Origin of the sequence: Staphylococcus schleiferi, assembly GCF_025558325.1 — a bacterium.
GTDB lineage: Bacteria > Bacillota > Bacilli > Staphylococcales > Staphylococcaceae > Staphylococcus > Staphylococcus schleiferi.
Genome location: NZ_CP094712.1, coordinates 2,488,564 through 2,511,950, shown reverse-complemented (window position 1 = coordinate 2,511,950; position 23,387 = coordinate 2,488,564). Strand labels below are relative to the sequence as shown.

The following is a 23,387-nucleotide window of genomic DNA, read 5'->3' as shown; positions in this document are numbered from 1 at the left end:
TTTTATATAACCAAACTGTAAGAATGTTGGTGTTTTTCTGTGCATACTAATCATACAAAATATAATTTTGAAAATCAAAATTATGTCCGGTTTGTAATTGGAGGCGTGCCATGAAGAATAGTTATCAAGCACAGCGTGTGATTGAAGAAGTAATTAAAAAAAACAAAAGCGCAATGGTTTTTAGGTTCTGTTGCAAGGTTAAGTTTATAGTATAATTTAAATAAAAAGGGCTCTTCTGTATGAACTATTTCAGATATAAACAATCAAGGGTATTGAATGTATTTATGGACTATATAAAAAGAACTGTAGGTCTCTTCAGATTTACGGATTTTCGCATGCCACAAAATTAGTTATATGTTAGCAAGTTAAGCAAATGCTGACATGATAAAAAAGGAAATTAGATATTTTTTTCTAATTTTACAACAAAACCGCTTAAAAGCTAGCGTTTTTTTATGTCTGGATTATCTGCAAAATAAAAATCATAAAGTTTAAGAAATTCATAGTCAGTATCTGGGATATTATGGTCTTTCATAAGTTTAATAACTTCTTGAATTCGTTGGTCATTAGGGATATTACATAACTCAGAAATTTCTTTTGATGTTTTATCAAGTATAGAAAAAGTGAATACAAAGTTTATCGTCATAAAAACATCTCTTATTTGGCTCACATTTGCGTTTTAAGAAATAAATATGCTTATACAGATATAAATACTATATATTTTTAAAGTTTGCTCTATATACCCCCTTAAAATGCAAAATAAGGTTATTGGATTATCACACGCAAATTTTGGTTTTAGCACGATACCATTTTGGGTATGCAAGTGCGCCCTTGGACAATGAGAAATAAAAAATCTTAATTAAACAGAGTTTAACTAAGATAGTCACGAATTTTAGTGTGTTTAAAAATCCGTATTATTTCAGATGTTTGGAATTAAGGTATTGAATATGGTGTGAATGAAAGTAAAGGATAATAATTACTTATTCAGTGCATGATTAGGTTTTTATTCAAGGTATAGTTACTTACATAATTTAAGCGCGTATTTATGCCGAGAAAATTTATTGATCAATGAGAAGAACCCTTAACTAAACTTGTAGACGAATGTCGGCATAGCGTGAGCTATTAAGCCGACCATTCGACAAGTTTTGGGTTTGTTAAGGGTTCAGAGGCTCAACGTCAATAAAGCAATTGAAATAAAGTATTTATATATAGGGACTAATTGTTTTTTGAAGAAATTCCGTATATGACGAGATAAATAATGGCGATTGTTATAAAACTTATAAGTCCTAAAAATATTGAGAATCCGCTGGTTGAAAAAGGAGTGAAATAATCTGAGGAATGATAAACGTTCATAAAGGTGTGGACACTTCCAAAAGAAATAATAATTCCAATTACTCTATTTACCAGTATAGACACACTTTTTTTAAATTTTTTTTTGAATATGTACAAGCTGATAATTGCAGAAACAACCAAGTAAGGAATATATCCGAGTAGGGAATTATATGCATAGTCAATATAGATTGCTATAAATTCTATTGGTATGAATGGGGTTAATAAATACAAGAGTTTAAATTTCATTTTCATAACGCCTTTCATTAATATTTTATCATTTTATTTTTATGACTATTAACGTAATATTAATATAAAAGAAAGGAGTTTGCTATGAAAAAAGTAATTATTCTTTTTTTAACTTTAATATTTACAACTTCTTTTGTTTTATTGTATTTTTCTGAGTCTACATATGCCAATGAGATTGAAGGTGATAATTATCAAAGTTTACAACAAGATGGTATTTTAGATAATACTGTTAGTGAAGATCAATGGAATCAATTTTTACAAGAAAGCGAATCAGGTAAACAATCTTTAGAGAATGATTCAGAGATAGTTTCTTATTCATCAGGCTTTCGTTTAAAAGCGGGAGATGTATTAATTTCTAATGCAACAAGTTCTAAAGGATTGACTGGACATGCAGCTATTGCTATAAGTAGTAATCAAGTTTTGCATATACATAGTGCGGGACATCATCCAGCTGTACATAGTTTTTCTTGGTTTAAAAAAAGATATTCTGGTAAAGGACAATGGTTGAAAATTTATCGTTCTAAAAATTCTAAGGCTGGACCGAAAGCAGCTGCTTGGGCTAAGAAGAATTATGTTGGAAAAAATATAATTATGGAATCAATACAAAACTATCTTCTAAAAATCCAACTTATTGTTCTAAAATTGTTTATCAAGCTTATAAATATGGGGCTAGTAAAAAATCAATATATGATCCAGGTTCACATATTATAGCGCCGTATGCATTGCCAAATATTTCTTCAAAAAGTTATAAATTAAGAAAGGTCAAGACGTTTTAAGGTTTTTAGAAACGAGTTGAAAACGAGTTTCTTCTTGTCTTGATACTATATTGAAATAACTCGATTTTACTTTTCGTCGCTATACCCTTGATAACAAAGGGTTTGCGGGCTGATTTAAGCGTGAAAGAAATTTTTGACATAAAAAACCCCAGTAGTAAGATATAAGTTGACTAGACTAAATCAAATACTGGAGTTTTTTTATGCTTTTATATCACCAAACTGTAAGAATGTTGGTGTTTTGTTATGCATACTAATCATACAAAATATGTTTTTGAAAATCAAAATAATGAAACCTTAAAAGATATTAGTAAAAATGGGTAAGAACGCCCAAGGAGAGAAAAGAAAATAGATAATGTAAGTTACGCAGATATACTTGAAATCTTAAAAATTAAAAAAGCGCACAACGTTAAACAATGGGGTAATGTCTTAGAATTTAAACCGACAGAAGACGGGTATTTGAAATTATATAAAACATGGTTTTGTAAATCAAAATTATGTCCGGTTTGTAATTGGAGGCGTGCCATGAAGAATAGTTATCAAGCACAGCGTGTGATTGAAGAAGTAATTGAAAAAAACAAAAGCGCGATGCTTTTTTAGGTTCTGTTGCAAAGTTAAGTTTATAGTATAATTTAAATAAAAAGGGCTCTTCTGTATGAACTATTTCAGGTATAAACAATTCGATAAGGATGTTATTACTGTAGCCGTTGACTACTACCTAAGATACTCTTTGAGTTATCGTGATATATCTGAAATATTAAGAGAACGAGGTGTGAACATTCATCATTCAACCGTATATCGTTAGGTTCAAGAATATGCACCTATTTTATATCAAATTTGGAAGAGAAAACATAAAAAAGCGTATTATAAGTGGCGTATTGATGAGACATATATCAAAATTAAAGGACAGTGGTATCATCTGTATCGCGCAATTGATGCAGATGGACATACATTAGGTATTTTTTTCTAACTTTGCAACAGAACCGAAAATTAGCACGGTAAGTGTTAATTTTAACTAGAATTCAAATGAAAAACACCACAAAAATCATTTAAAAAGGTTTTTGTGGTGTTTTACTTGAAAGCTGAAACCCTATGTCCCAGCCCCGTTATAGATATATAGTTTACTTTACTTTCTTTAGAGTGTTGCTTTTGCTGCTTCAACTGTTTCGCGTGTTAATTCATGACTGTTCACCCAAAATTCAGTTACCTCTGCACCACGATCTTTAAAGATTGAGCGAACGTGTTCACTTTCTGAGATAGGGACGATAGGGTCATTTTTACCCATTGAAAGGTAGACTGACTTACCACTTAAATCGATATCTTTTGGTACTTCTAAAGGATAAAGTGGTGCAAATAATAGGCCTTTTTTATATGGCATCGCTTCATTCAACATTAAACTAATCGCAATGTTAGAACCGTTAGAAAAACCAACGAGAATCACTTCATTGAGATCAAATTGATAACGCTGAGCAGCATCTTGTAAGAACTCGTGTAATTCTGTCGTTCTAAATTTTAAGTCTTCTACGTCATATTGACCTTCACCGTGACGTTTGAAGAAACGGTTCATCCCATTTTCTGAAATGTTACCACGTACGCCCAAAGCATTGTATGTTGGATCAAGTAATTCGGCAATTGGGAGTAAATCATGTTCATCGCCACCTGTCCCATGCAGTAGGACAAAAGTTGGTTTTGATAAATCACCTTGTTTAAAAATATGTTCCATATCCATTCACCTCTTTATCATTATCGGGGTCTTTTAATTGTAAAAGTCTCTCCTAGTCGTGCATAATCATCGCCAGCAAGTCGACTTACAGGTTTAAGGTTCTCAACGTCAACATAGCCCTTATCAACGTCGAATAGTTGTTCATCTATTGATACTTTTTGAATTTCTAACAGTAATAAGTCATTTGCGGTTTCAGTTTCTGACTGAATTTCAATATGCTGATAAAGTTTTACTTCAAAACGTATGGCACTTTCATTTAAACTCGGAACTGAAACGTATTCAGAATGAGTCGTTGTAAATTGTGTGATATCTAACTCGCTTTCATTAGCGGGTAATGGCGCAGCGGTTTGATTCGCATCTGAAACATTATTTTCAGTTACCACATGAACGACTGCTTCTTGTGAATTTATAATGTTTCTCGCTGTATCTTTCATGACTCCTTCTTTGCGTGATACAGAAATTGAGAGAATCGCAGGTTCCGAAGATACAATATTAAAGAAACTAAAAGGCGCAACATTAACAAGCCCTTCCTCAGACTGACTTGTGACCAATGCGATAGGGCGTGGTACGACAGAGCCTATTAAAAATTTATACATTTGCTTTTTGGATAGTTCAGAAGCGCGGAACGTGTACATTATTGACCCTCCAGTCTACATGCAGTTAGTTTTATGAGCGTGTTGTATCAAATTCACGAATTTCTGATTCAATATAATCTCTTTGATTTTCTAAGAATGGTGGAAGTGAAAGTGATTCACCAAGTGTTTCATAAGGTTCATCTCCAGCGAATCCTGGTCCGTCTGTTGAAAGTTCAATTAAAACATGACCGATACGTGTGTAAAGTGCTTTAAAATAGAAACGGTCAACGATACCAGAGCTACTTACACCTAATTGGTTATATTTTTCAAACCAAGAATTGAGTGCATCATCGTCTTCAACACGGAAAGAAACGTGGTGAACTTGACCGTAACCGGGTCGACTTTGAACACCTTCATCTTTACGTAGGATAACTTGACCGCCATTACCGCCATTACCTACTTCTAACAGTGTGACGTTTTCTTCTTCAATCATAGGTTTCATATCATAGAGTTCCATCAATGTTTGTTTGAATTCATCGTAGTAGCTTACTGTAATTTCAATTGGGCCTAAACCGTAGATTGCTTTATCTTGTGGGACAGGGCCATTTTTCCAAGGAACACCTGGTTCAACACCTGTATTGTTTTCATCAGAAATCAATTGATATTTTTGACCGTCTTCTTGTTCAAAACGTAAGATTTTTTTATCAAATAGTGTGTCGATGTCGTCGTGTTTTACTCCGAACTCATCGAAGCGTTGTTGATAGTATTCAAGTGCTGCATCATTTGGTACACGGAAAGCAGTACGACTGATAGCGTTTGTGCCTGGTGCACCTTTTGGATTGTTTGGAAAATCAAAGAAAGTCATATCTGTTCCTGCGTGACCTTCATCATCTGCAAAGAATGTGTGGTAAGTGTAAATGTCATCTTGGTTAACTGTTTTTTTAACAAGTCTCATACCGAGTACGTCTGTAAAAAAGTGATAATTGCGTTCTACATCATTTGTCATTGCAGTTACATGGTGAATCCCTTTAAGTAGATATTGTGTCATAAGAAAAACTCCTTGTTTGATTTATAATTATCTCTAATTCGAACTAAATTTGTGTGAAAGAAAAGTACACGAGAACCCTTAGCTGTCGGTTTGTGTACTTAATGTTTTTAAAGTTTGCTGTAAAGTATTTAATTCTTCCGTTGTCAATTCTGAAAAGGCTGCTTCAATTGCTTTTGCATGTTGTGGGAAAATCTGAGCCATAAGCGCTTGCCCTTTATCCGTTAAGGCTGCATAGCTTACACGTCTGTCTTTTTCACATTCTCTTCGTTGCAATAGTCCTTTTTCCTCTAGTTTTTGCACAACATAAGTAGTACTACTACTTGCAATTAAAATGCGTTCTTGGATCCGTTGAATGCTGTGTTCACCCTTGTTATATAAAAGCTCAAGTACAGCAAATTCGGTAATATTTAATCCATAAGATTTCACATCATTGCGTATAATTTTATCCATCATGTCATTTGTACGTTTGAGTCCAATCAGTGTTTTGAGTGCAATATCCGTTCGTTGCAATTGACAACCCCTCCTTTTATTTCGAATTCGAGATAATTATAACTTGTAAATTTGGCAAAGTAAAGAATTAAGTTTAATTTTTATACCCACATCCAACATACAACGACTCAATGTTGATTTGATGCGGTTTATATCTTTACAAGTTATAAAGAGTGATTCCTTTTAAAAGGAGAGTACGCTATATATATTGCCGGTTTTCACATTATAAAACTTTTTAATCGAAACCATTGATGAAACTAATCGATAAAAAACAAATCATCGGCGTGACATACTGCCCTTAAAAACGTCTATATGACATTTCAGTATGTGAGCGCGCGATGATTTGTTGAGATGCATTAAGCTTCGATAGCAAATTCACTATCTAGTTCAAATTGGATATCTTTACCTAACATAACCCCACCAGTTTCTAGTGTTTGGTTAAAGCTAATGCCGTCTTTTTCACGGTTGATTGTACCTTTTACAACAAAACCAGTAACTTGGCCACCAGTCATTGGATTTGCGCTCACACCGTTGTGTGTAAAATCAAACGTTTCTTCATGTGTTTGACCTGCAATTGTAAGTTGACCTGTAATTTGGTTTTCAGTGATTTGAGTAGATTCAAATTTGATTTCTGGATATGTTTCGCTATCAAAGAAATCTTTTGGTTTTAGTGTTGGTCACGATCCGCATTACCTGTATCAACAGAGTCTACTTTAATTGTTGCTACTGCTGATAATGAAGACGCATCTCCTACATCGCCAGTTAATTGAATATCATAGTCTTTAAAAGTACCTCTAATTTTAGAAACCATTAAATGTTTAATTGAAAAACCAAAAGTACTGTGTACAGTATCAAGATTAAATTTTGTCATTACAAATGACCTCCCCTAATTTTCGTTGTAGTTATTTTCTTTTTCTAAGTATAAAAAATATACCATTAATAAAAAGTAATAGCAAGGAGGAAAGTTTGAATCGTATTTTTTAATGTGAAATCTAGCAATAATTGTTTAGCTACGCGTGTGTATATTGTTATCCTATAATAACTTTAGTTTAAAGTGATGATTTCATGATGGATGAGTAACGTCAGACATTTGAAATATGGTAAAGTAAGGATGGGAGAAGAATGAAGAGTTTCTATGATTAAAAGGGATGTAGACTTATGAGAGTGAATTTTTTTCATATTTTACATCATGAAAGCGCGGATAAAAGAATAAATAAAAGACAACGAGACTGGGTGGGGGATGTCTCACACCTTGTGCAATCTTACTCATTTTTGGCGAGCATAATCATGAGTTTTAATAGCTATTGCGCGCAATTATTAGTGTTTTATTATTAATTCTTAATTAAAGTTTTGTTTTTGTACGAAAACAATGAATGTGAAGATAATGTTAGGAGATGAAATTGATGATAGTAGAAGAAATTCAAGGGAACATTGCACAACTTTCTCAAGATGAAAAAAATATACATATTGAGAAGGTTTATTTAGAAAACTCAGACCTTGTGAAACGAATTCAAAGGGTAACTTCAGATCACGGCACTGAAATTGGCATTCGTTTAAGTCAGCCCATTGATCTTCAGTATGGTGATATTTTATATCGTGATGATCAAAATATGATTATTATCGATGTCAATTCAGAAGATATTATAGCAATCCGTCCACGTACGATTAAAGAAATGGGAGAAATTGCGCATCAATTAGGAAATCGCCATTTACCGGCTCAGTTTACGGATGAGAATGAGATGCTTGTGCAATATGATTACCTCGTAGAAGATTTATTGAAAGAACAAGGTATTCCGTATCAACGAGAAGACCGTAAAGTCAATCAGGCCTTTAAACATATAGGACATTCACATGACTAACTTAGCAAAATTGAAGTTGTTCCAATTTTGTGATTCACAATTTCCAACAGGCGCGTTTAGTCATTCTTTTGGGCTAGAGACTTATATTCAACGTCGGGCTATTTATGATGGCGTGACTTTTCGGAAATGGTTGGAAGTATTTTTAACAGAACAACTCACGTATACAGATGGCTTGGCGATGCGTTTGGTTTATGAAGCGATTGAATCGAATGCCCCAGAGGTCATTGAACGGTTCGATCAACTGTTGTTTGTGCAAAATATTCCCCGAGAAACGAGAAATGGAACGAAACAAATGGGGAAACGCATGATTCAGCTTGCGCATACACTTTACGATGATGAATGGTTGGATTGGTACTATGAACGTGCGAATGAATATGCGCTTCATACACATCCAGCTGTTGTTTTCACATTATTGGGTCATCATTTAAAGATACCGATTGAGGAGGTTATTGATTATTATTACTATCAAAATGTTTCCAGTTTAACGCAAAATGCTGTTCGTGCCATTCCACTTGGACAAACAGAAGGGCAGAAAATTATAGCGCAAATGATTCCTTTTATTGCACAGACACGGGAAGCTGTAATGCGACTAGATGAAAAAGATTTTGGTATTACAGCACCGGGTATTGAAATGAATCAGCTTGAGCATGAACATGTGGATGTACGTATATTTATTTCATAGGAGGAATAGAAATGAAACCGATAAAAATTGGTGTAGGGGGTCCTGTAGGGGCCGGTAAAACCCAACTTATTGAAAAAATTGTTAAACGTCTCGCATCAGAGAAAAGCATTGGCGTTATTACAAATGATATTTATACAAAAGAGGACCAAAAAATCCTAGTCAATACAGGTGTACTTCCTGAAGACCGTATTATTGGTGTAGAAACTGGGGGTTGTCCGCATACAGCTATTCGAGAAGATGCTTCTATGAATTTCGCAGCAATCGATGAATTGATGGAAAGACATTCTGATATTGAACTTATATTTATTGAATCAGGTGGCGACAATTTAGCAGCGACTTTTAGTCCGGAACTGGTTGATTTTTCAATTTATATTATTGATGTGGCACAAGGTGAAAAAATCCCACGTAAGGGTGGACAAGGTATGATTAAATCAGACTACTTTGTCATTAATAAAACCGATTTAGCACCCTATGTAGGAGCTTCTTTAGAACGTATGGCTGAAGATACTCAAAAATTCCGTAAAAATCGTCCATTCGCATTTACGAATTTAAAAACGGATGAAGGTTTAGACCAAGTGATGGATTGGATTAAAAAAGATATCTTCTTTGAAGGGCTAGAGTAATGGCCATTTCAAAATGGACGGGTGAACTCGATCTTACCTTTAAACATGATGGGACCCGTACTGTTAATGGGAAGACGTATTATCAGGGTGGTTTGAAAGTATTACGTCCGACGTATTTAAATGGAAGCCCACACCCGACAATGTTTTTAATTAACTTAGGGGGCGGTTTTGTAGACGGAGATCGGTATCGTACTGCGATACACTTTGAGCCTCGTGCACATGCCGTGCTTACAACACAAGGTGCTACGATTGTGTTCAAGACTTTAGAAGATAAGGTGGAACAATATCAAACGTTTCACTTAGAAGATGAAGCATTTATGGAATATATCAGTGATCCGATTATTGGGTATACGCATGCAAGATTTTATCAACATAATCGATTTCATCTGAGTTCCACTGCATCAATGTTTTATACTGATATTTTGACACCGGGCTACGATCAAGAGGGAAAACCATTTAATTACCATTATTTACAATTATTAAATGAGATCTATGTAGATGATTAGTTAGTCGTTTATGACCATTTGAAATTAGACACACAAAAAAATAAAGTGACGGATATTGGTTATATGGAGGGATTTACACACATGGAGGCCTGCTTTTATATGAGTCCGGGTGTAAATCAAAAAGTGGTTGAAGCGGTTCAAGAAGTCGTGCAACCTTTTATGCTTGAAGATTGTCGTGTTGGCGTCACTTTATTGCCTACAAGTGGCCTAACATTTCGTATTTTAGCGCATTCAACAGGGGCGATACAAGAAGTGATCAATGCTGTGCACCAATTTGTCATGACAACTTATCATGAAGAAGATGCGCAATTTTTAAGAAAATATTAAAACATGGTCCAGAAACGATATCATTTCTGGACCATATTTTAGTTTTTATAGTGATACATAATGCTCACTATCAAGTGTCTTTTTAAATGCTTCTAAACGATCTTCACCACTCGTATTTTCAATTTTTGTTGTCTTATCATCTTTTGTTAAACGGTTACCTTCTAAAAGATAATTTGCAAAACCTACATATACATATTCAGGCTTTCCATCTGAAAAATTACCTTTATCGGAGCTTGGGACATAAATACCAAAATAAATAGCTCGAAGATGATTTTGATAAAAATCGTCTTCGAGCTTCCTTTTTATTATCATGCTTCGTATTATATAGGCTCGCTTTCCGAGGAGACAGCCTCAGCCTGTAGTCTTCGGCTCGTCCTGTTCCCTCAGGAGTCTCGCTATAAATACTACGCTTATATATGTAATCATTCACCATTATACTTAAAAAAATAAGGCACTTTCGTATAATTTAATTCATCACAACAAAAACTAAATTAACGAGGTGCCTAAGGAAATTAGTCGCATCTAGTGCGGCTAAACTGATGATAAAAGGAAAAAATCCGAGATTTTTCGTTTTTTACGAAAACCTCGAAGTTTTTCAATTACTGATACACATATCAGCTTCTTTTTAATAGAGATGATAACGTAAGGTCGCTTTATTCATTCGGAACGATAGCAAAACTTCTCACAGGAAAGCCAGGGGCCTTATCTGGCTTAGGACAAATATTATAAATAACAGCACCACGACTAGGAACTTGATCTAAGTGAGCCAACAATTCGATTTGGTAACGGTCTTGCCCAAGGACATATCTTTCACCGACAATATCTCCATTTTTTGCGATATCAATGGATGCATCGGTATCAAATGTTTCATGACCAATGGCAGCGACTTGACGTTCTTCTATTAGGAAGGTTAGCGCATCTAATGACCAACCCGGTAAATGTTGCTGTCCATTTGCATCTTTATTTTCAAAAGAGGTGTGATCCGGCCAACGTTTGGACCAATCACTTCGAAAAGCGACAAATGTATTCGGTTCAATCTTGCCGTGTGTTTCTTCCCATGACGCAATGTGTGCCCGTGTTAAACGGAAATCTGCATCTTTTGCGACAGCTTCTGAGAAATCGAGTACAATGAGTGGTAAAACCAATTCTTGTAATTTTAATTCATGTAAATAACGCTGATCTTCAACAAAATGAATAGGTGCGTCGATGTGTGTGCCATATTGTGTGACAAATGACCATTGTTGAACGAAAAAGCCATCTTGTTCTACTGTAAAGGGTGTTTCAACTTGTGCACCCTCAAATGCGCTAAAATGTGGGGACTTTGCATTGAAAGTATGTGTTAAATCGACCCATTTTGCTTCTTTGAGTGCGTTGAGTTGTTCCCAAAGTGGATATGCCATGCTACCAGACCTCCTTTATTAACTCCTTATGCTGACGTTTGTGGGGATTCAATATGATCTTGACGTAATTTTTTAGCGCTATTAACGAGTACGCTTAATGCTGCTTTTACTTCATCTTCTTTACGTGTTTTGAGACCGCAGTCTGGATTTACCCAGAATAATGAACGATCGATTTCTTTTAATGCGCGGTGAATCGCTGTTGTAATTTCTTCTTCAGTAGGGATACGAGGGCTATGAATGTCGTATACACCTAAACCAATACCTAAATCATAGTTAATATCTTCAAAGTCTTTAATCAAATCACCGTGACTTCTTGATGTTTCAATTGAAATCACATCTGCATCTAAATCATGAATCGCATGGATAATCTGTCCGAATTGCGAATAACACATATGCGTATGAATTTGTGTCTCATCTGCAACGGAAGATGTCGCGAGTTTGAAACTATGGACCGCTTTCTCTAAATAAGCAGCATGGAATTCTTGACGTAAAGGTAAGCCTTCGCGCAATGCAGGTTCATCCACTTGAATGACCTGAATACCGGCTTTTTCTAAAGCTAAAACTTCTTCATTAATTGCGAGTGCAATTTGATCTTGAACCGTTGCACGCGGGATATCTACACGTTCAAATGACCAGTTTAAGATGGTTACTGGACCCGTAAGCATGCCTTTTACAGGTTTGTCTGTTAAACTTTGCGCATAAACCGTTTCTTTAACAGTTAATGGTGCAGTCCATTTTACATCACCGTAAATGATAGGTGGTTTAACGGCACGAGAGCCATAAGATTGAACCCATCCGAAACGTGTAACAAGGAAGCCTTGTAATTTTTCACCAAAGAATTCAACCATGTCATTTCGTTCAAATTCACCATGTACAAAAACGTCTAAACCAATTTCTTCTTGAATTTCAATCCAACGTTTAATCTCATTCTTTAAAAATGTATCGTAAGCTTCATCTGTAATACGTTTATTTTTCCAGTCTGCACGCTGTTTTCGAACTTCAGGTGATTGTGGAAATGATCCGATTGTTGTTGTTGGTAAATCAGGTAAGTTTAAGCGACGTTGTTGTAATACTTTTCGCTCAGAAAAAGCAGAAGCACGTTGAGAACGGACGCTTTCAAAATCATAGTCAAGGTTTTTGAAGTCTTGGCTTTGGAAACGTGTATATTGGGCATGTAATTTATCAAATTGTTCTGTTTGGTTATTGTTAATTGCATTTTTTAAAGCTGCTAATTCTTCTAATTTTTCAGTCGCAAAGCTTAATCCATCGCGTACTGTTTCATCTAATGTCTCGTCATCTAGTGATACAGGAACGAGTAATAGGGAAGAAGATGGGTTAATGTATAAGTCGACGGAATATTGAGATAATTTTTCGATGAGTGCTTTCTTAGCTTCCACATCTGCCGCCCATACATTTCGTCCATCAATGACACCTGCAAATAATGTTTTTGAGGAATCAAGATCGCCATTTTCAATTTGTTGAAGGTTATGCCCGTGATCATGTACGAAATCAAGACCAATCCCTTTTACAGGTAAATCGCTTAAAAACTTAACATTGGCACGTTCGAAATAAGTTTGGATAATGAGCTTTTGTGCCACTTCAGCATCTGCAAATGCTTGATAGGCTTCTTGAGTAATCGCTTCAAGTTCAGTGCTTTTATCAGTGACTAATATAGGTTCATCCACTTGAATCAATTCAGCGCCAGCCTGAACGAGTGATTCAAAAACTTCGATATAAAGAGGTAATAAAGTACGAACTTTATCTTCGAACGATTGATTGCCACCTTTCGAAAGTGCGACGAAAGTAATCGGTCCGACAATAACAGGATGTGCATTAATGTGTAGTGATTTTGCGTAATTAAAGCGTTCAAGTAATGTATTTTTACCTACATTAGGAGTGACATTGTCCCATTCGGGTACGATATAGTGATAGTTCGTGTTAAACCATTTAATTAAAGCACTTGCGACATTCTCTTTGTTTCCACGAGCAATGTCAAAAAGGAGATCGTCATTCACTTCACGGCTTTGAAAACGTTCAGGAATGATATTAAAGAGTAATGATGTATCTAAGATATGATCATAAAGTGAAAAGTCACCGACAGGCACACTATCTAGACCATAATGCTTTTGTAGTAATAAGTTTTCACGATGTAAATTTTGTAATTGGCTATCTAATTCTTCTTTAGTAATTTTTTTATTCCAGTAGCTTTCAATCGCCTTTTTCCATTCACGTTTACGTCCAAGTCTTGGGAATCCTAAGTTTGTTGTTTTAATTGTCATAATATCGCCTCCTGATGGGTTTGTGTAATTGATTTTGAATAAGCTGCAAGTTCTAGTGAATAGTCCACACGTTCAAAAGGTGTGATTAAATAGAGACCATTAAAATATGTGTGAACGGTGTCAATGAGTGACTTGCAAAGTGAAATACTGAGTTGGTAGGTTGCTTCTTTGTCACCTGCTACTGCTTTAAATTGCTCGAGTATCTCTTCTGACATTTTGATACCTGGCACCTCATTATGTAGAAATAAAGCATTATTGTAACTTGTAATCGGCATGACACCTATAAAAATAGGGACATTGAGGTGCTTTGTTGCTTCATAAATTTCAATAATTTTTTCTTTTGAAAATACAGGTTGCGTAATAAAGTAACTCATTCCGCTTTCGATTTTCGTTTCCATTTTGCGTACAGCGGCATTAATGTTTCTTACGTGTGGGTCGAAACCACCAGCGATGTTGAATTGTGTTGTTGTTTTCAGCGCATCACCATCCGTATTGATGCCTTTATTAAATTTGAGTGCGAGTTCGGTCAAACCTTTTGAGTTCACATCGTAAACATTGGTCGCACCAGGCAAATGTCCAATTTTAGAAGGGTCACCCGTAATTGCAAGAATCTCATGAATGCCTAAAAGCGACAATCCGAGTAGATGAGATTGTAAACCAATGAGATTACGATCACGACATGTAATATGAACGAGGGGTTCAATACCAAATCGTTGCTTAATCAAACTTGCAGCCGCAATATTTGAAATACGCACTGTCGCAAGGGAGTTGTCTGCTAAAGTGACCGCATCAATATTCGCTTCATCTAAAGCTTTGACATTGTTGAAAAATTTCGTTGTATCTAAATGTTTAGGCGTATCGAGCTCAACAATGATTGTTGGTTTTTGACGAACCCGATCAGCTAAATTAAGTTGATGCTGATTTTGGGCTAATGTCTCTCTTTTTTTATCAATAGGGATAACCTTTTTATTTTGTATCGGTTTAAGTCCTTTTACGGCAGATTTGATGTGCCGTATATGTTCTGGTGTCGTACCACAACAGCCTCCAATTAGGCGGACACCTTCTTGGATCAGTTGTTGCGCCGTGTCACCAAAATATTGGGCGTTATCACTATATTGAAACGTATGCTGATCCAAATCGAGTAAACTCGCATTCGGGTAACAGGAGAGATACGCTTTGTCCGGTAGTGCAATATGACTAAACGAGTGTTTCATATGGTGTGGCCCATGATGGCAGTTCAATCCGACAACATCTGCGCCGGCAGCAACGATTTGCTGTAACGCGTCATTAATTTCAGTACCATCTCTTAAGTAATTCGTATTGGAAGCTGTGAGTTGGGCAATGATTGGAATATCATAATTTTGACGGGTTTGAGTAATGACTCTAATTAATTCAGTTAAATCATAATAGGTTTCAAACAACAGCCCATCTACACCCGATTCGATAAGTGTATCGACTTGAATTTCCGTATGGTATTGAATGGCTGACAAGGATAATTCACCTTGCTTTACACCTCTAAAACCACCTACAGTACCTAAAATAAAAGTTTCTGGACGGGCAGCCCGTTTCGCAATGGCTACTGCTGCTTGATGAATGGCCTTTACCTTATGTTCAAGTCCAAAAGGTTGCAACTTTTCGAAATTGGCACCATACGTATTCGTTTGAATGACATCTGCACCAGCTTCGATGTAAGAGCGATGAATATGCTCGACCTTTTCAGGGTGCGTCAGATTATATGCTTCTGGACAGGTATCTAAGCCTTCGGAGTATAGAATCGTTCCCATTGCTCCATCAGCCACTAGAACGTTGTTTTGTAGCGCTTTTAACAACCGACTCATCATATCCCTCCTTTAATGCGTAATCTAAATCCGCGATTAATTCTTCTACATTTTCTATACCGACACTTAATCGGAATAAACCGAATGTAATGCCTCGTGCTTCACGAATATCCTCTGGAATGCTCGCATGTGACATGGTGTTCGGGTGAGAAAGAATCGTTTCAACGCCACCTAAACTTAATGACACAAGTGGAATCGTGAGTTTGTCAGCAAATTGTTGTGCATAGGCTTCATCTTTTAAGCGAAAGCTAAGAACGGCACCGCCATTATGGGCTTGTTGCAGATGAACGGTGCTATTTCCTGGGTAATAAACGTACGCAATGGCTGGATGTTGTTCTAAAAAGCGACAGACTTCTTTAGCATTTTTAACGGATTGTTGAAAACGAACATCCAACGTTTTAATATGCTGGGTCAGCGTCCAACTGTCGTATACAGATAAACCACTACCTGTGCCGTTTTGAATTAAATAAAGTGCGTCGGCAATTGTTTTATCATTGGTGATGACGGCACCAGCGATAACATCACTATGTCCACCTAAAAACTTCGTAGCGCTATGAATGACAATGTCAGCACCGAGATCTAAAGGATTCTGTCCGAGAGGCGTCATAAATGTATTGTCTACAGCAACTGTAATGCCATATTCTTTAGCAAGTTGCGCCACTTGTCTAATATCAGTAATTTTAAATAAAGGGTTAGAAGGCGTTTCAACATAAATCAATCGTGTTGAAGGACGAATCGCTTTACGAATTTCATTAATATCTTCGGCATTGACCGTAGTAAATGAAATATTAAAACGAGACAAGATGCTTTCGGTTAATCGAAATGTTCCACCATACACGTCATCAGGTAAAATCACATGATCACCTGCTTGCAATGTTAGGAAAACAGCTGTAATCGCTGCGATACCAGAGTTAAAAGCATATCCAAACTGACCATTTTCTAACTGAGCTAATTTTGTTTCAAGCAGCTCACGATTAGGATTGCCACTTCTGGCGTAATCATATTCGTAAGGGCCACCTAACTCTTGTTGATGATAAGTAGAAGAGTAATAAAGTGGGATATTGGCGCTTTTATATTTGTGGCCTCTGTTCATATCATGGATCAATTCAGTTTGTTTCGTGCGCTTCATAAAGAACACCCTCCTTAGATTTCTCAAGTGCTTGGATTAAATCATTCTCAATATCTTCGTAAGCTTCAATACCAATGGATAAACGTATTAAATGTTGATCAATGCCGCGTTTATCTTTTTCATCATCTGGCATATCGACATGGGTTTGTGTATAAGGAAAAGTGATAAATGTTTCAGTTCCACCTAAACTTTCTGCAAAACGGCAAACTTGGATATGTTGTAACAACGCAGCCACTTGATAATTAGGCGCAAGGCGTAAACTTAACATCCCTGTTCGACCGCTGTACAATACTTCGGCAATCCCTTCCAGCTGTTGACATCGCTCTGCGAGACGTTGCGCATTTTGCTGTGCACGTTCCACACGTAAATGTAATGTCTTCAGTCCACGTTGCAACAAATAACTATCAATAGGTGCTAGGGTAGCGCCAATCATATTATGTAGTTGCGTAAATTGTTCAGCTAGAACAGGGTCTTTAACAGTAACGACACCTGCGAGTACATCGTTATGACCTCCGATATACTTCGTCGCAGAATGTAAGACGATGTCAGCCCCATCCGCTAGTGGTGTGGACAAATAAGGGGTAAGAAAAGTATTGTCGATAATCGTCAATAAACGATGTTGTTGTGCCAACTGGTAATAAGGTGACAAGTCAATCTCAATCATCAATGGATTGGAAATAGGTTCGATAAACAATGCTTTCGTATGCGGTGTGATTGCTGCTTTAACTTCTTCAACATTTTCAAAATTTACATATTTAAAGCGAATGTCATATTGTGTTTCGTAAAATTCAAATAAGCGAAATGTGCCTCCATACAAATCAAATGACACGAGTATTTCGTCGTGAGGTTTAAAAAGATTACAGACGAGTTGAATACTTGCCATCCCACTTGAAGTCGCAAATGAGGCAATGCCACCTTCAATTTTGGCAAAGGCGTCTTCAAAAGCTTGTCGTGTTGGGTTTTTCGTGCGTGTGTAATCATAGCCTGTTGAGTGACCTAGACCAGCGTGTTGATAAGCAGTCGAAAGGTAAATCGGGTTAGCAATCGCGCCGGTGTGATCTGTAGTAAGTGCAATTTGTGCCAATGTGGTCTCTTTCATCGTTGATAACCTCCTCAAACAAAATAAAAAAGCTTTCATCCTAATATCCGAATTTTTAATCGAATAAAAAGGACGAAAGCTAAGTTCGTGGTACCACCTTAATTTGTTAATTTATCGCTAAAGTAACCTCTCACAGTACGCTAAATTGCATTATGCGCGATTTAGATCTATACAGTGAAGGAAGAGTATAGTTAATATTTTCCAGTACGCATAATAACAAAATGTTAATACTGTATCGCTATAACGGGCGAACCCGGTGATACCTCATATTGGCATCAACACTCCAAGGCCATTTTCAAATTTGCTTTCAATGCCTTTTCTCAGCGAAACAAGGCTCTCTGTGATTGCAGTGTAAATTTTACTTTCCTTTTTACAGTGTCTCGAATATTGTACTGTTTCTTTGTAAAAAACACTTTACATCAATCAAAAAAGGATGTCAACATATTTTTCAGAAAATTATGATTAGATAAAATTTTGGCAACTCCTGAAAATAACGTAAAGGCTTGTGTCTCAACTATGCAACCAGTAAAATAGAATGGTAAAAAAATTTGTGGGAGCAGGTGATGCACGTGACCCATCAAAATGAAACATCACAGCGTACTTCGCAACATGTCGAAATGATAGCGATACATGATTTGAGACCGAACCCTTATCAACCCCGTAAGACTTTTGATGCTGAAAAGCTCACTGAACTTGCGCAATCCATTACACAGCACGGTATTCTACAACCAATTATTGTAACCCATGCGGTTCAAGGTTATTACATTGTGGCCGGGGAGAGACGATATCGTGCAAGTCTTGAAGCGGGTTTAACGGAAATACCTGTCGTTATTAAAAAGTTTTCAGATGCAGAAATGCGTGAGCTCGCAATTATTGAAAATTTACAACGTGAAGATTTAAATCCATTAGAAGAGGCTGAGAGTTATCAGCAATTAATGGCAGAATTGCATTTAACACAACAGGAAGTGGCGCAAAGACTAGGAAAATCACGACCATATATCGCGAATATGTTGAGGCTACTTAAATTACCTGTTAAGATTAGAACTTTGATACGTGAAGGTACAATTTCATCTGGACATGGTCGGACACTATTAGCACTTAAAGATGTTAAAAAGATGGAAAAATATGCAAATTTAGCCGTCCGGGAGTCTTGGAGTGTACGCTATTTGGAACAAGTGGTCGCCGAATTGTTAGGAACAAGTAAAAAGCGTGAAGAACCGCAACAGAGAGCCATTAAAAAACCTGCCATGATACGTCAACACGAGCAGCAATTGCAGGAACAATATGGGACTTCAGTTGAGATTGCCATGAAGAAAAATGTTGGTGAGATTACATTTACATTTCATTCAGAAAGTGATTATCGGAGATTGATTCAACAATTGAAGAAAATGTAAAAACCGCGCCTTTGAAATCAATTGTGTCGCCAATAGGGGAAAGTGATTATGGAGAAAGGGAGTCGTTATGAATCAATTTAAAGCAGTTATAGAAAGTATGGTTCAGCCGTTATTAGAGCCTGAAACATACTCGAATTTACTTACAAAATTAATTATTATTGCCATTTATGTCATTGTTGCTTTTGTTGTCGTGCGTATTTTAAATAAAGTCATTGAACAATTCTTTAAAGTCAATAACCGAGCGATGACGAAATCAAATCGTGCTAAAAGATCAAAAACATTGATTACTTTAGTTCAAAATGTTGTCGGTTATCTGGTTTGGTTTATTACTTTAACGACGGTACTCAGTAAATTTGGTATTAGCGTTGAAAGTATTTTAGCCGGAGCGGGTGTTGTCGGTCTCGCTATTGGTTTCGGTGCACAAACACTTGTTAAAGATGTGATTACAGGCTTCTTTATTATTTTTGAAAATCAATTCGATGTGGGTGATTATGTCAGCATTAAAAATAATAGTTCTCCTATTGCAGAGGGGACAGTGAAAGCGATTGGCTTACGTTCTACACGGATACTGTCATATACAGGAGAGCTATCAATTATTCCAAATGGTACGATGAGTGAAGTTACCAACTTTTCAGTCACAAATGGAGTCTCAGTGATTGATATTCCAGTATCGATTAATGAAAAAATTGATGATGTTGAAAAGAAAATGAACATATTCTTAAAATCTATTCCGAAAAAGTATGACATCTTTATTGAGCCACCAGAAGTCTTAGGGGTGGATACTTTTAATAGCTATGAAGTAAGAATTCGTGTCGCTGGAGAGACGCTTCCAGGTGAAAGTTTTTCAGGTTCACGTATTCTTCGACGAGAACTCAAAGAATTTTTACAAGCTGAAGGGATTGAAGCACCAATGCCGACCCTTGTCCAACTCTATAAAGATCAACAAAACGCGGAATCATAGAGGTGAAAATGTGTGTCATCAAATTACGAATTAAATGATATAGTAGAGATGAAGAAGCAACATGCTTGTGGTGCAAATCGGTTTAAGATTATTCGTATGGGCGCAGATATTCGTATCAAATGTGAGCAATGTCATCGAAGCATTATGCTCCCCCGTCAAACTTTTAATAAAAAACTAAAAAAAATACTCGTCAAAGCGAGTTCAAATGAGAAGGAGAATGAATAATGGCCTTAACAGCTGGTATTGTGGGCTTGCCTAACGTCGGGAAGTCAACACTTTTTAATGCAATAACTAAAGCAGGTGCACTTGCTGCAAACTATCCTTTCGCTACGATTGATCCTAACGTGGGTATCGTAGAAGTACCGGATACACGATTAAGTGAATTAGAAAAAATAGTTAATCCTAAGAAAACAGTACCGACGACTTTCGAATTTACAGATATTGCCGGGATTGTAAAAGGCGCGTCAAAAGGGGAAGGTTTAGGTAATAAATTTTTATCTCATATTCGAGAAGTCGATGCGATTTGCCAAGTTGTCCGCGCTTTTGATGATGAAAACGTGACACACGTAGCAGGACGTGTGAATCCTATTGAAGACATTGAAGTTATCAATATGGAATTAGTATTAGCTGACTTAGAATCTGTAGAAAAAAGATTGCCACGTTTAGAAAAAATGGCGAAACAAAAAGATAAAACAGCCGTGAATGAAGTCCGTATTTTAACTCAAATTAAAGAAACGCTTGAAAACGGTAAACCCGTGCGTAGTATTGATTTCAATGAAGAAGATCAAAAATACGTCAACCAAGCACAACTTTTAACGTCTAAATCGATGTTATATATTGCTAACGTAGGTGAAGATGAGGTCAATGACGCTGAAAATGATAAAGTAAAAGCCATTCGTGAGTATGCAGCGAGTGAAGATTCAGAAGTCATTGTCATCAGTGCTAAAATCGAAGAAGAAATTGCGACTTTAGATGATGAAGATAAAGCGATGTTCTTGGAAGAATTAGGTATCGAAGAACCTGGTTTAAATCGTTTAATTCGTAAAACATATGATTTATTAGGACTTGCGACTTATTTTACAGCTGGCGTACAAGAAGTGCGTGCATGGACATTTAAAGAAGGCATGACTGCACCACAATGTGCGGGTATTATTCACACTGACTTTGAGCGTGGCTTTATTCGTGCCGAAGTAACAAGTTATGAGGACTATGTTGCCAGCAACGGTGAACAAGGTGCTAAAGAAGCTGGTAAAATGCGTTTAGAAGGTAAGGACTATATTATGCAGGACGGCGATGTCGTGCACTTCAGATTTAACGTATAAATTTCATTACGAAGCAGTAGATTGAACGTATATAAAATAAAAATCAATGACACAACCTTTCAAGCCTTACGGAATTTGAAGCGTTGTGTCATTTTTATAAGTGATAAGATGCTATTTGTACCTAGAAAGCTTTCATAAGTCTTAACACATTGCGATTTAATATGCCTTACTTTAAAACAGAACATTACATGTTTTTTTATTTTAATATTATCCTTTTTAAAAAATTCTATTCACATCTTTTTTATATATTATTTAATAAAAATTTAATATATAGTTAATTGGTAGTTAATTAATAAACCTATAATAAAAACATATAATAAAGATGTATCTAGATACAAAACAACATTAAATTTAAAGGAGGCTTAAATTGAATAAGAATATCTTGATCAAAGGTTGAGCAACATTTACGATGATAATTTCTTTAGGTCTAGGTAGTACATTTACAGAAGCTTATCAGTCATTCGCAAAGGCAGAGAAAAATGTTGTGGAAATACATGATGCCTCGAAAAGCCCTTACAATGCAGTTGTTGCACTTAAACATGGAACAGGATTTGTAGTAGGTAAGAATGCGATTGTGACAAATAAGCATGTAGTAAATGGTCCTGGTAAAGGTGTGGGAACGAAAGCTGCCTTACACCCTACAGGATTTAATAGCAACGCTGGAAATTATAACGTATTAGAAGTTATTCCGTATCCTGGTCAAGAAGATTTAGCGATTGTTCATGTTAAAGAAAAAGCAGAAGAAAATTGGAAGTTTAATGAAAAAGCAGGCGTATTGAAGCTAGCTGACCATGACAATGTCAATGATAGGTTATCCAAAACCGGATAAACATGCCTATAATTTATTGGAATCATTTGGTAAAGTTGTATCTGTAAAAGGAAATGAGATTGTACTTGACGCTTTTACAGAGCCAGGTAATTCTGGTTCACCAATTGTTAATGGAAAAGGTGAAGCAATAGGTGTTTCTTATGCTAGAGAGATTCAAGATTCACCTCACAGAAAATCATTTGGTGTTTACTTTACACCTCAAATAAAAAAATTCATCCAAGATAATATACAAAAGTAAGCAAATATAAAGAAGATTCATCGCTTTAAATACTTACCCTAGAATTTACGAATTAGACTCAATCGTAAGAGATACTTATAAAATAAGAGAACCTTCCATCTCGTATAAAAAACATTTACCCCTTAACCCATAAAAGTATATAAATATAAAATAATAACGACGATATAAAGAGAATGTCGTTATCGATCAAAACATAAACTGAAAAAAGGATATTCATCGTCCAATTTAAACTGTGTAAGTAGAGTGCACCGGCTCTACTTCGCAGTTTATTTTTTAGGTTGAAACATCGTGCAATCAGATGCATCATTTATTATTTTAAGATTGCCTTTTAAATTAATGATAACAAATTTTGTGACTAAAGAAGTTTATGATTAAGCGGGCGGTATTCCGAAAAATAAATAAAAAAATACGACTGGGAAAACGATAAGAATACTTAAGATTGATAGAATCGTACTAATCATCCACGTTTTTCTATTTTTCTGGTTTAAAAAATATAAAGTGACTGAAAGAACGAATAGTATTAATGAAACTTGAAAATAAATAGAAAGAATATCGCCACCCTCATAATTTAAAAATGGAATAGGGATGAATAAGAATAATACGAGAAGGGTGTTACTTAATATATGAAAGCTATACATTGTTTTTCTCATGACAAAATGCCACCACCTTTAATTAAAGTCATTTAGAGCTTAATAATATGCTACATGAATTGATATTA

Annotated in this window: 22 protein-coding genes, 6 pseudogenes and 1 other annotated feature; of the genes and pseudogenes, 15 read left to right on the top strand and 13 right to left on the bottom strand. The window is 35.9% G+C overall.

What is annotated here, in order from left to right:
* Positions 1 to 71: 71 nt before the first annotated feature.
* A pseudogene (locus tag MUA40_RS12005) lies at positions 72 to 173 on the top strand (protein rep); the annotation flags it as partial.
* A gap of 86 nt (positions 174 to 259) precedes the next feature.
* Positions 260 to 369: pseudogene (locus MUA40_RS12000) on the top strand (IS6 family transposase); the annotation flags it as partial.
* Positions 370 to 439: 70 nt separating this feature from the next.
* Here MUA40_RS12000 and MUA40_RS11995 read toward each other — a convergent pair.
* Entirely contained in the window at positions 440 to 643 is a 204-nt protein-coding gene (locus MUA40_RS11995; RefSeq protein ID WP_016425719.1) for a hypothetical protein, read from the bottom strand.
* 1,016 nt (positions 644 to 1,659) lie between these two features.
* Here MUA40_RS11995 and MUA40_RS11990 point away from each other — a divergent pair.
* From MUA40_RS11990 to MUA40_RS11980, 3 genes and pseudogenes are all read left to right on the top strand, one after another.
* A complete protein-coding gene (locus tag MUA40_RS11990) occupies positions 1,660 to 2,286 on the top strand; it encodes a hypothetical protein (RefSeq protein WP_262569638.1) in 627 nt (208 codons plus the stop codon).
* 410 nt (positions 2,287 to 2,696) lie between these two features.
* Positions 2,697 to 2,945: pseudogene (locus MUA40_RS11985) on the top strand (protein rep); the annotation flags it as partial.
* A 58-nt stretch (positions 2,946 to 3,003) separates the two neighbouring features.
* A pseudogene (locus tag MUA40_RS11980) lies at positions 3,004 to 3,312 on the top strand (IS6 family transposase); the annotation flags it as partial.
* Positions 3,313 to 3,483: 171 nt separating this feature from the next.
* Here the strand turns inward: MUA40_RS11980 and mhqD are convergent.
* From mhqD to MUA40_RS11955, 5 genes and pseudogenes are all read right to left on the bottom strand, one after another.
* The gene (mhqD, locus tag MUA40_RS11975; RefSeq protein ID WP_016425716.1) at positions 3,484 to 4,071 is read right to left on the bottom strand and encodes a methylhydroquinone degradation carboxylesterase MhqD; all 588 of its coding nucleotides are present in this window, start codon (positions 4,069 to 4,071) and stop codon (positions 3,484 to 3,486) included.
* A 20-nt stretch (positions 4,072 to 4,091) separates the two neighbouring features.
* Positions 4,092 to 4,706 carry a flavin reductase family protein gene (locus MUA40_RS11970; protein WP_016425715.1) on the bottom strand — a complete coding sequence of 205 codons (615 nt, stop codon included), beginning with the start codon at positions 4,704 to 4,706 and terminating at the stop codon, positions 4,092 to 4,094.
* A 31-nt stretch (positions 4,707 to 4,737) separates the two neighbouring features.
* Positions 4,738 to 5,694, bottom strand: coding sequence for a VOC family protein (locus MUA40_RS11965; RefSeq protein WP_262569636.1), 957 nt, complete (start codon positions 5,692 to 5,694; stop codon positions 4,738 to 4,740).
* Positions 5,695 to 5,772: 78 nt separating this feature from the next.
* Positions 5,773 to 6,204 carry a MarR family winged helix-turn-helix transcriptional regulator gene (locus MUA40_RS11960; protein ID WP_262569635.1) on the bottom strand — a complete coding sequence of 144 codons (432 nt, stop codon included), beginning with the start codon at positions 6,202 to 6,204 and terminating at the stop codon, positions 5,773 to 5,775.
* A 335-nt stretch (positions 6,205 to 6,539) separates the two neighbouring features.
* Positions 6,540 to 7,054, bottom strand: a pseudogene (locus MUA40_RS11955) (YceI family protein).
* 532 nt (positions 7,055 to 7,586) lie between these two features.
* Here MUA40_RS11955 and ureE point away from each other — a divergent pair.
* From ureE to MUA40_RS11935, 4 genes and pseudogenes are all read left to right on the top strand, one after another.
* On the top strand, positions 7,587 to 8,042 hold the full coding sequence (gene ureE / locus MUA40_RS11950) for an urease accessory protein UreE (protein ID WP_016425710.1): 456 nt from the start codon (positions 7,587 to 7,589) through the stop codon (positions 8,040 to 8,042).
* The gene (locus tag MUA40_RS11945; protein WP_016425709.1) at positions 8,035 to 8,724 is read left to right on the top strand and encodes an urease accessory protein UreF; all 690 of its coding nucleotides are present in this window, start codon (positions 8,035 to 8,037) and stop codon (positions 8,722 to 8,724) included. The genes ureE and MUA40_RS11945 overlap by 8 nt, the downstream gene beginning before the upstream one ends.
* Positions 8,725 to 8,735: 11 nt before the next feature.
* Positions 8,736 to 9,347: an urease accessory protein UreG gene (ureG, locus tag MUA40_RS11940; RefSeq protein ID WP_126496324.1), complete on the top strand. Its 612-nt coding sequence runs from the start codon at positions 8,736 to 8,738 to the stop codon at positions 9,345 to 9,347.
* A pseudogene (locus MUA40_RS11935) lies at positions 9,347 to 10,180 on the top strand (urease accessory protein UreD). Before ureG ends, MUA40_RS11935 begins: the two are co-directional and overlap by 1 nt.
* Before the next feature lie 45 nt (positions 10,181 to 10,225).
* On the opposite strand, the gene MUA40_RS11930 reads toward MUA40_RS11935, so the two are convergent.
* The 6 genes from MUA40_RS11930 to MUA40_RS11905 all read right to left on the bottom strand — a co-directional run bounded on the left by MUA40_RS11930 (position 10,226) and on the right by MUA40_RS11905 (position 17,925).
* On the bottom strand, positions 10,226 to 10,492 hold the full coding sequence (locus MUA40_RS11930; RefSeq protein WP_016425706.1) for a hypothetical protein: 267 nt from the start codon (positions 10,490 to 10,492) through the stop codon (positions 10,226 to 10,228).
* 341 nt (positions 10,493 to 10,833) lie between these two features.
* Positions 10,834 to 11,580 (bottom strand): cyclase family protein, encoded by a 747-nt coding sequence (locus tag MUA40_RS11925; protein WP_016425705.1) that lies wholly within the window; start codon positions 11,578 to 11,580, stop codon positions 10,834 to 10,836.
* A gap of 26 nt (positions 11,581 to 11,606) precedes the next feature.
* Positions 11,607 to 13,862, bottom strand: a complete 2,256-nt coding sequence (metE, locus tag MUA40_RS11920; protein ID WP_126496447.1) for a 5-methyltetrahydropteroyltriglutamate--homocysteine S-methyltransferase — start codon at positions 13,860 to 13,862, stop codon at positions 11,607 to 11,609.
* The gene (locus tag MUA40_RS11915; protein ID WP_016425703.1) at positions 13,856 to 15,697 is read right to left on the bottom strand and encodes a bifunctional homocysteine S-methyltransferase/methylenetetrahydrofolate reductase; all 1,842 of its coding nucleotides are present in this window, start codon (positions 15,695 to 15,697) and stop codon (positions 13,856 to 13,858) included. Before MUA40_RS11915 ends, metE begins: the two co-directional genes overlap by 7 nt.
* Entirely contained in the window at positions 15,651 to 16,826 is a 1,176-nt protein-coding gene (gene metC, locus MUA40_RS11910; protein WP_262569632.1) for a cystathionine beta-lyase MetC, read from the bottom strand. The genes MUA40_RS11915 and metC overlap by 47 nt, the downstream gene beginning before the upstream one ends.
* Entirely contained in the window at positions 16,804 to 17,925 is a 1,122-nt protein-coding gene (locus MUA40_RS11905) for a PLP-dependent transferase (protein WP_016425701.1), read from the bottom strand. Before MUA40_RS11905 ends, metC begins: the two co-directional genes overlap by 23 nt.
* A 65-nt stretch (positions 17,926 to 17,990) precedes the next feature.
* Positions 17,991 to 18,308: a binding site (T-box leader), on the bottom strand.
* Positions 18,309 to 18,488: 180 nt separating this feature from the next.
* Between MUA40_RS11905 and MUA40_RS11900 the strand changes: the two genes are divergently transcribed.
* The 6 genes from MUA40_RS11900 (at position 18,489) to MUA40_RS11875 (ending at position 22,669) form a co-directional block, all read left to right on the top strand.
* Positions 18,489 to 19,319, top strand: coding sequence for a ParB/RepB/Spo0J family partition protein (locus tag MUA40_RS11900; protein WP_016425700.1), 831 nt, complete (start codon positions 18,489 to 18,491; stop codon positions 19,317 to 19,319).
* Positions 19,320 to 19,386: 67 nt separating this feature from the next.
* Positions 19,387 to 20,280, top strand: coding sequence for a mechanosensitive ion channel family protein (locus MUA40_RS11895; RefSeq protein WP_016425699.1), 894 nt, complete (start codon positions 19,387 to 19,389; stop codon positions 20,278 to 20,280).
* Positions 20,281 to 20,292: 12 nt separating this feature from the next.
* Entirely contained in the window at positions 20,293 to 20,505 is a 213-nt protein-coding gene (locus MUA40_RS11890) for a DUF951 domain-containing protein (protein ID WP_016425698.1), read from the top strand.
* The gene (gene ychF / locus MUA40_RS11885; RefSeq protein WP_262569629.1) at positions 20,505 to 21,602 is read left to right on the top strand and encodes a redox-regulated ATPase YchF; all 1,098 of its coding nucleotides are present in this window, start codon (positions 20,505 to 20,507) and stop codon (positions 21,600 to 21,602) included. Before MUA40_RS11890 ends, ychF begins: the two co-directional genes overlap by 1 nt.
* A 409-nt stretch (positions 21,603 to 22,011) precedes the next feature.
* Positions 22,012 to 22,431: a trypsin-like serine protease gene (locus MUA40_RS11880; protein WP_016425696.1), complete on the top strand. Its 420-nt coding sequence runs from the start codon at positions 22,012 to 22,014 to the stop codon at positions 22,429 to 22,431.
* Positions 22,400 to 22,669, top strand: coding sequence for a trypsin-like serine peptidase (locus tag MUA40_RS11875; RefSeq protein WP_228446429.1), 270 nt, complete (start codon positions 22,400 to 22,402; stop codon positions 22,667 to 22,669). Before MUA40_RS11880 ends, MUA40_RS11875 begins: the two co-directional genes overlap by 32 nt.
* Before the next feature lie 371 nt (positions 22,670 to 23,040).
* Here the strand turns inward: MUA40_RS11875 and MUA40_RS11870 are convergent, their stop codons facing one another.
* Complete coding sequence (locus tag MUA40_RS11870; protein ID WP_016425694.1) at positions 23,041 to 23,319, bottom strand: hypothetical protein; 279 nt, start codon at positions 23,317 to 23,319, stop codon at positions 23,041 to 23,043.
* Positions 23,320 to 23,387 lie beyond the last annotated feature (68 nt).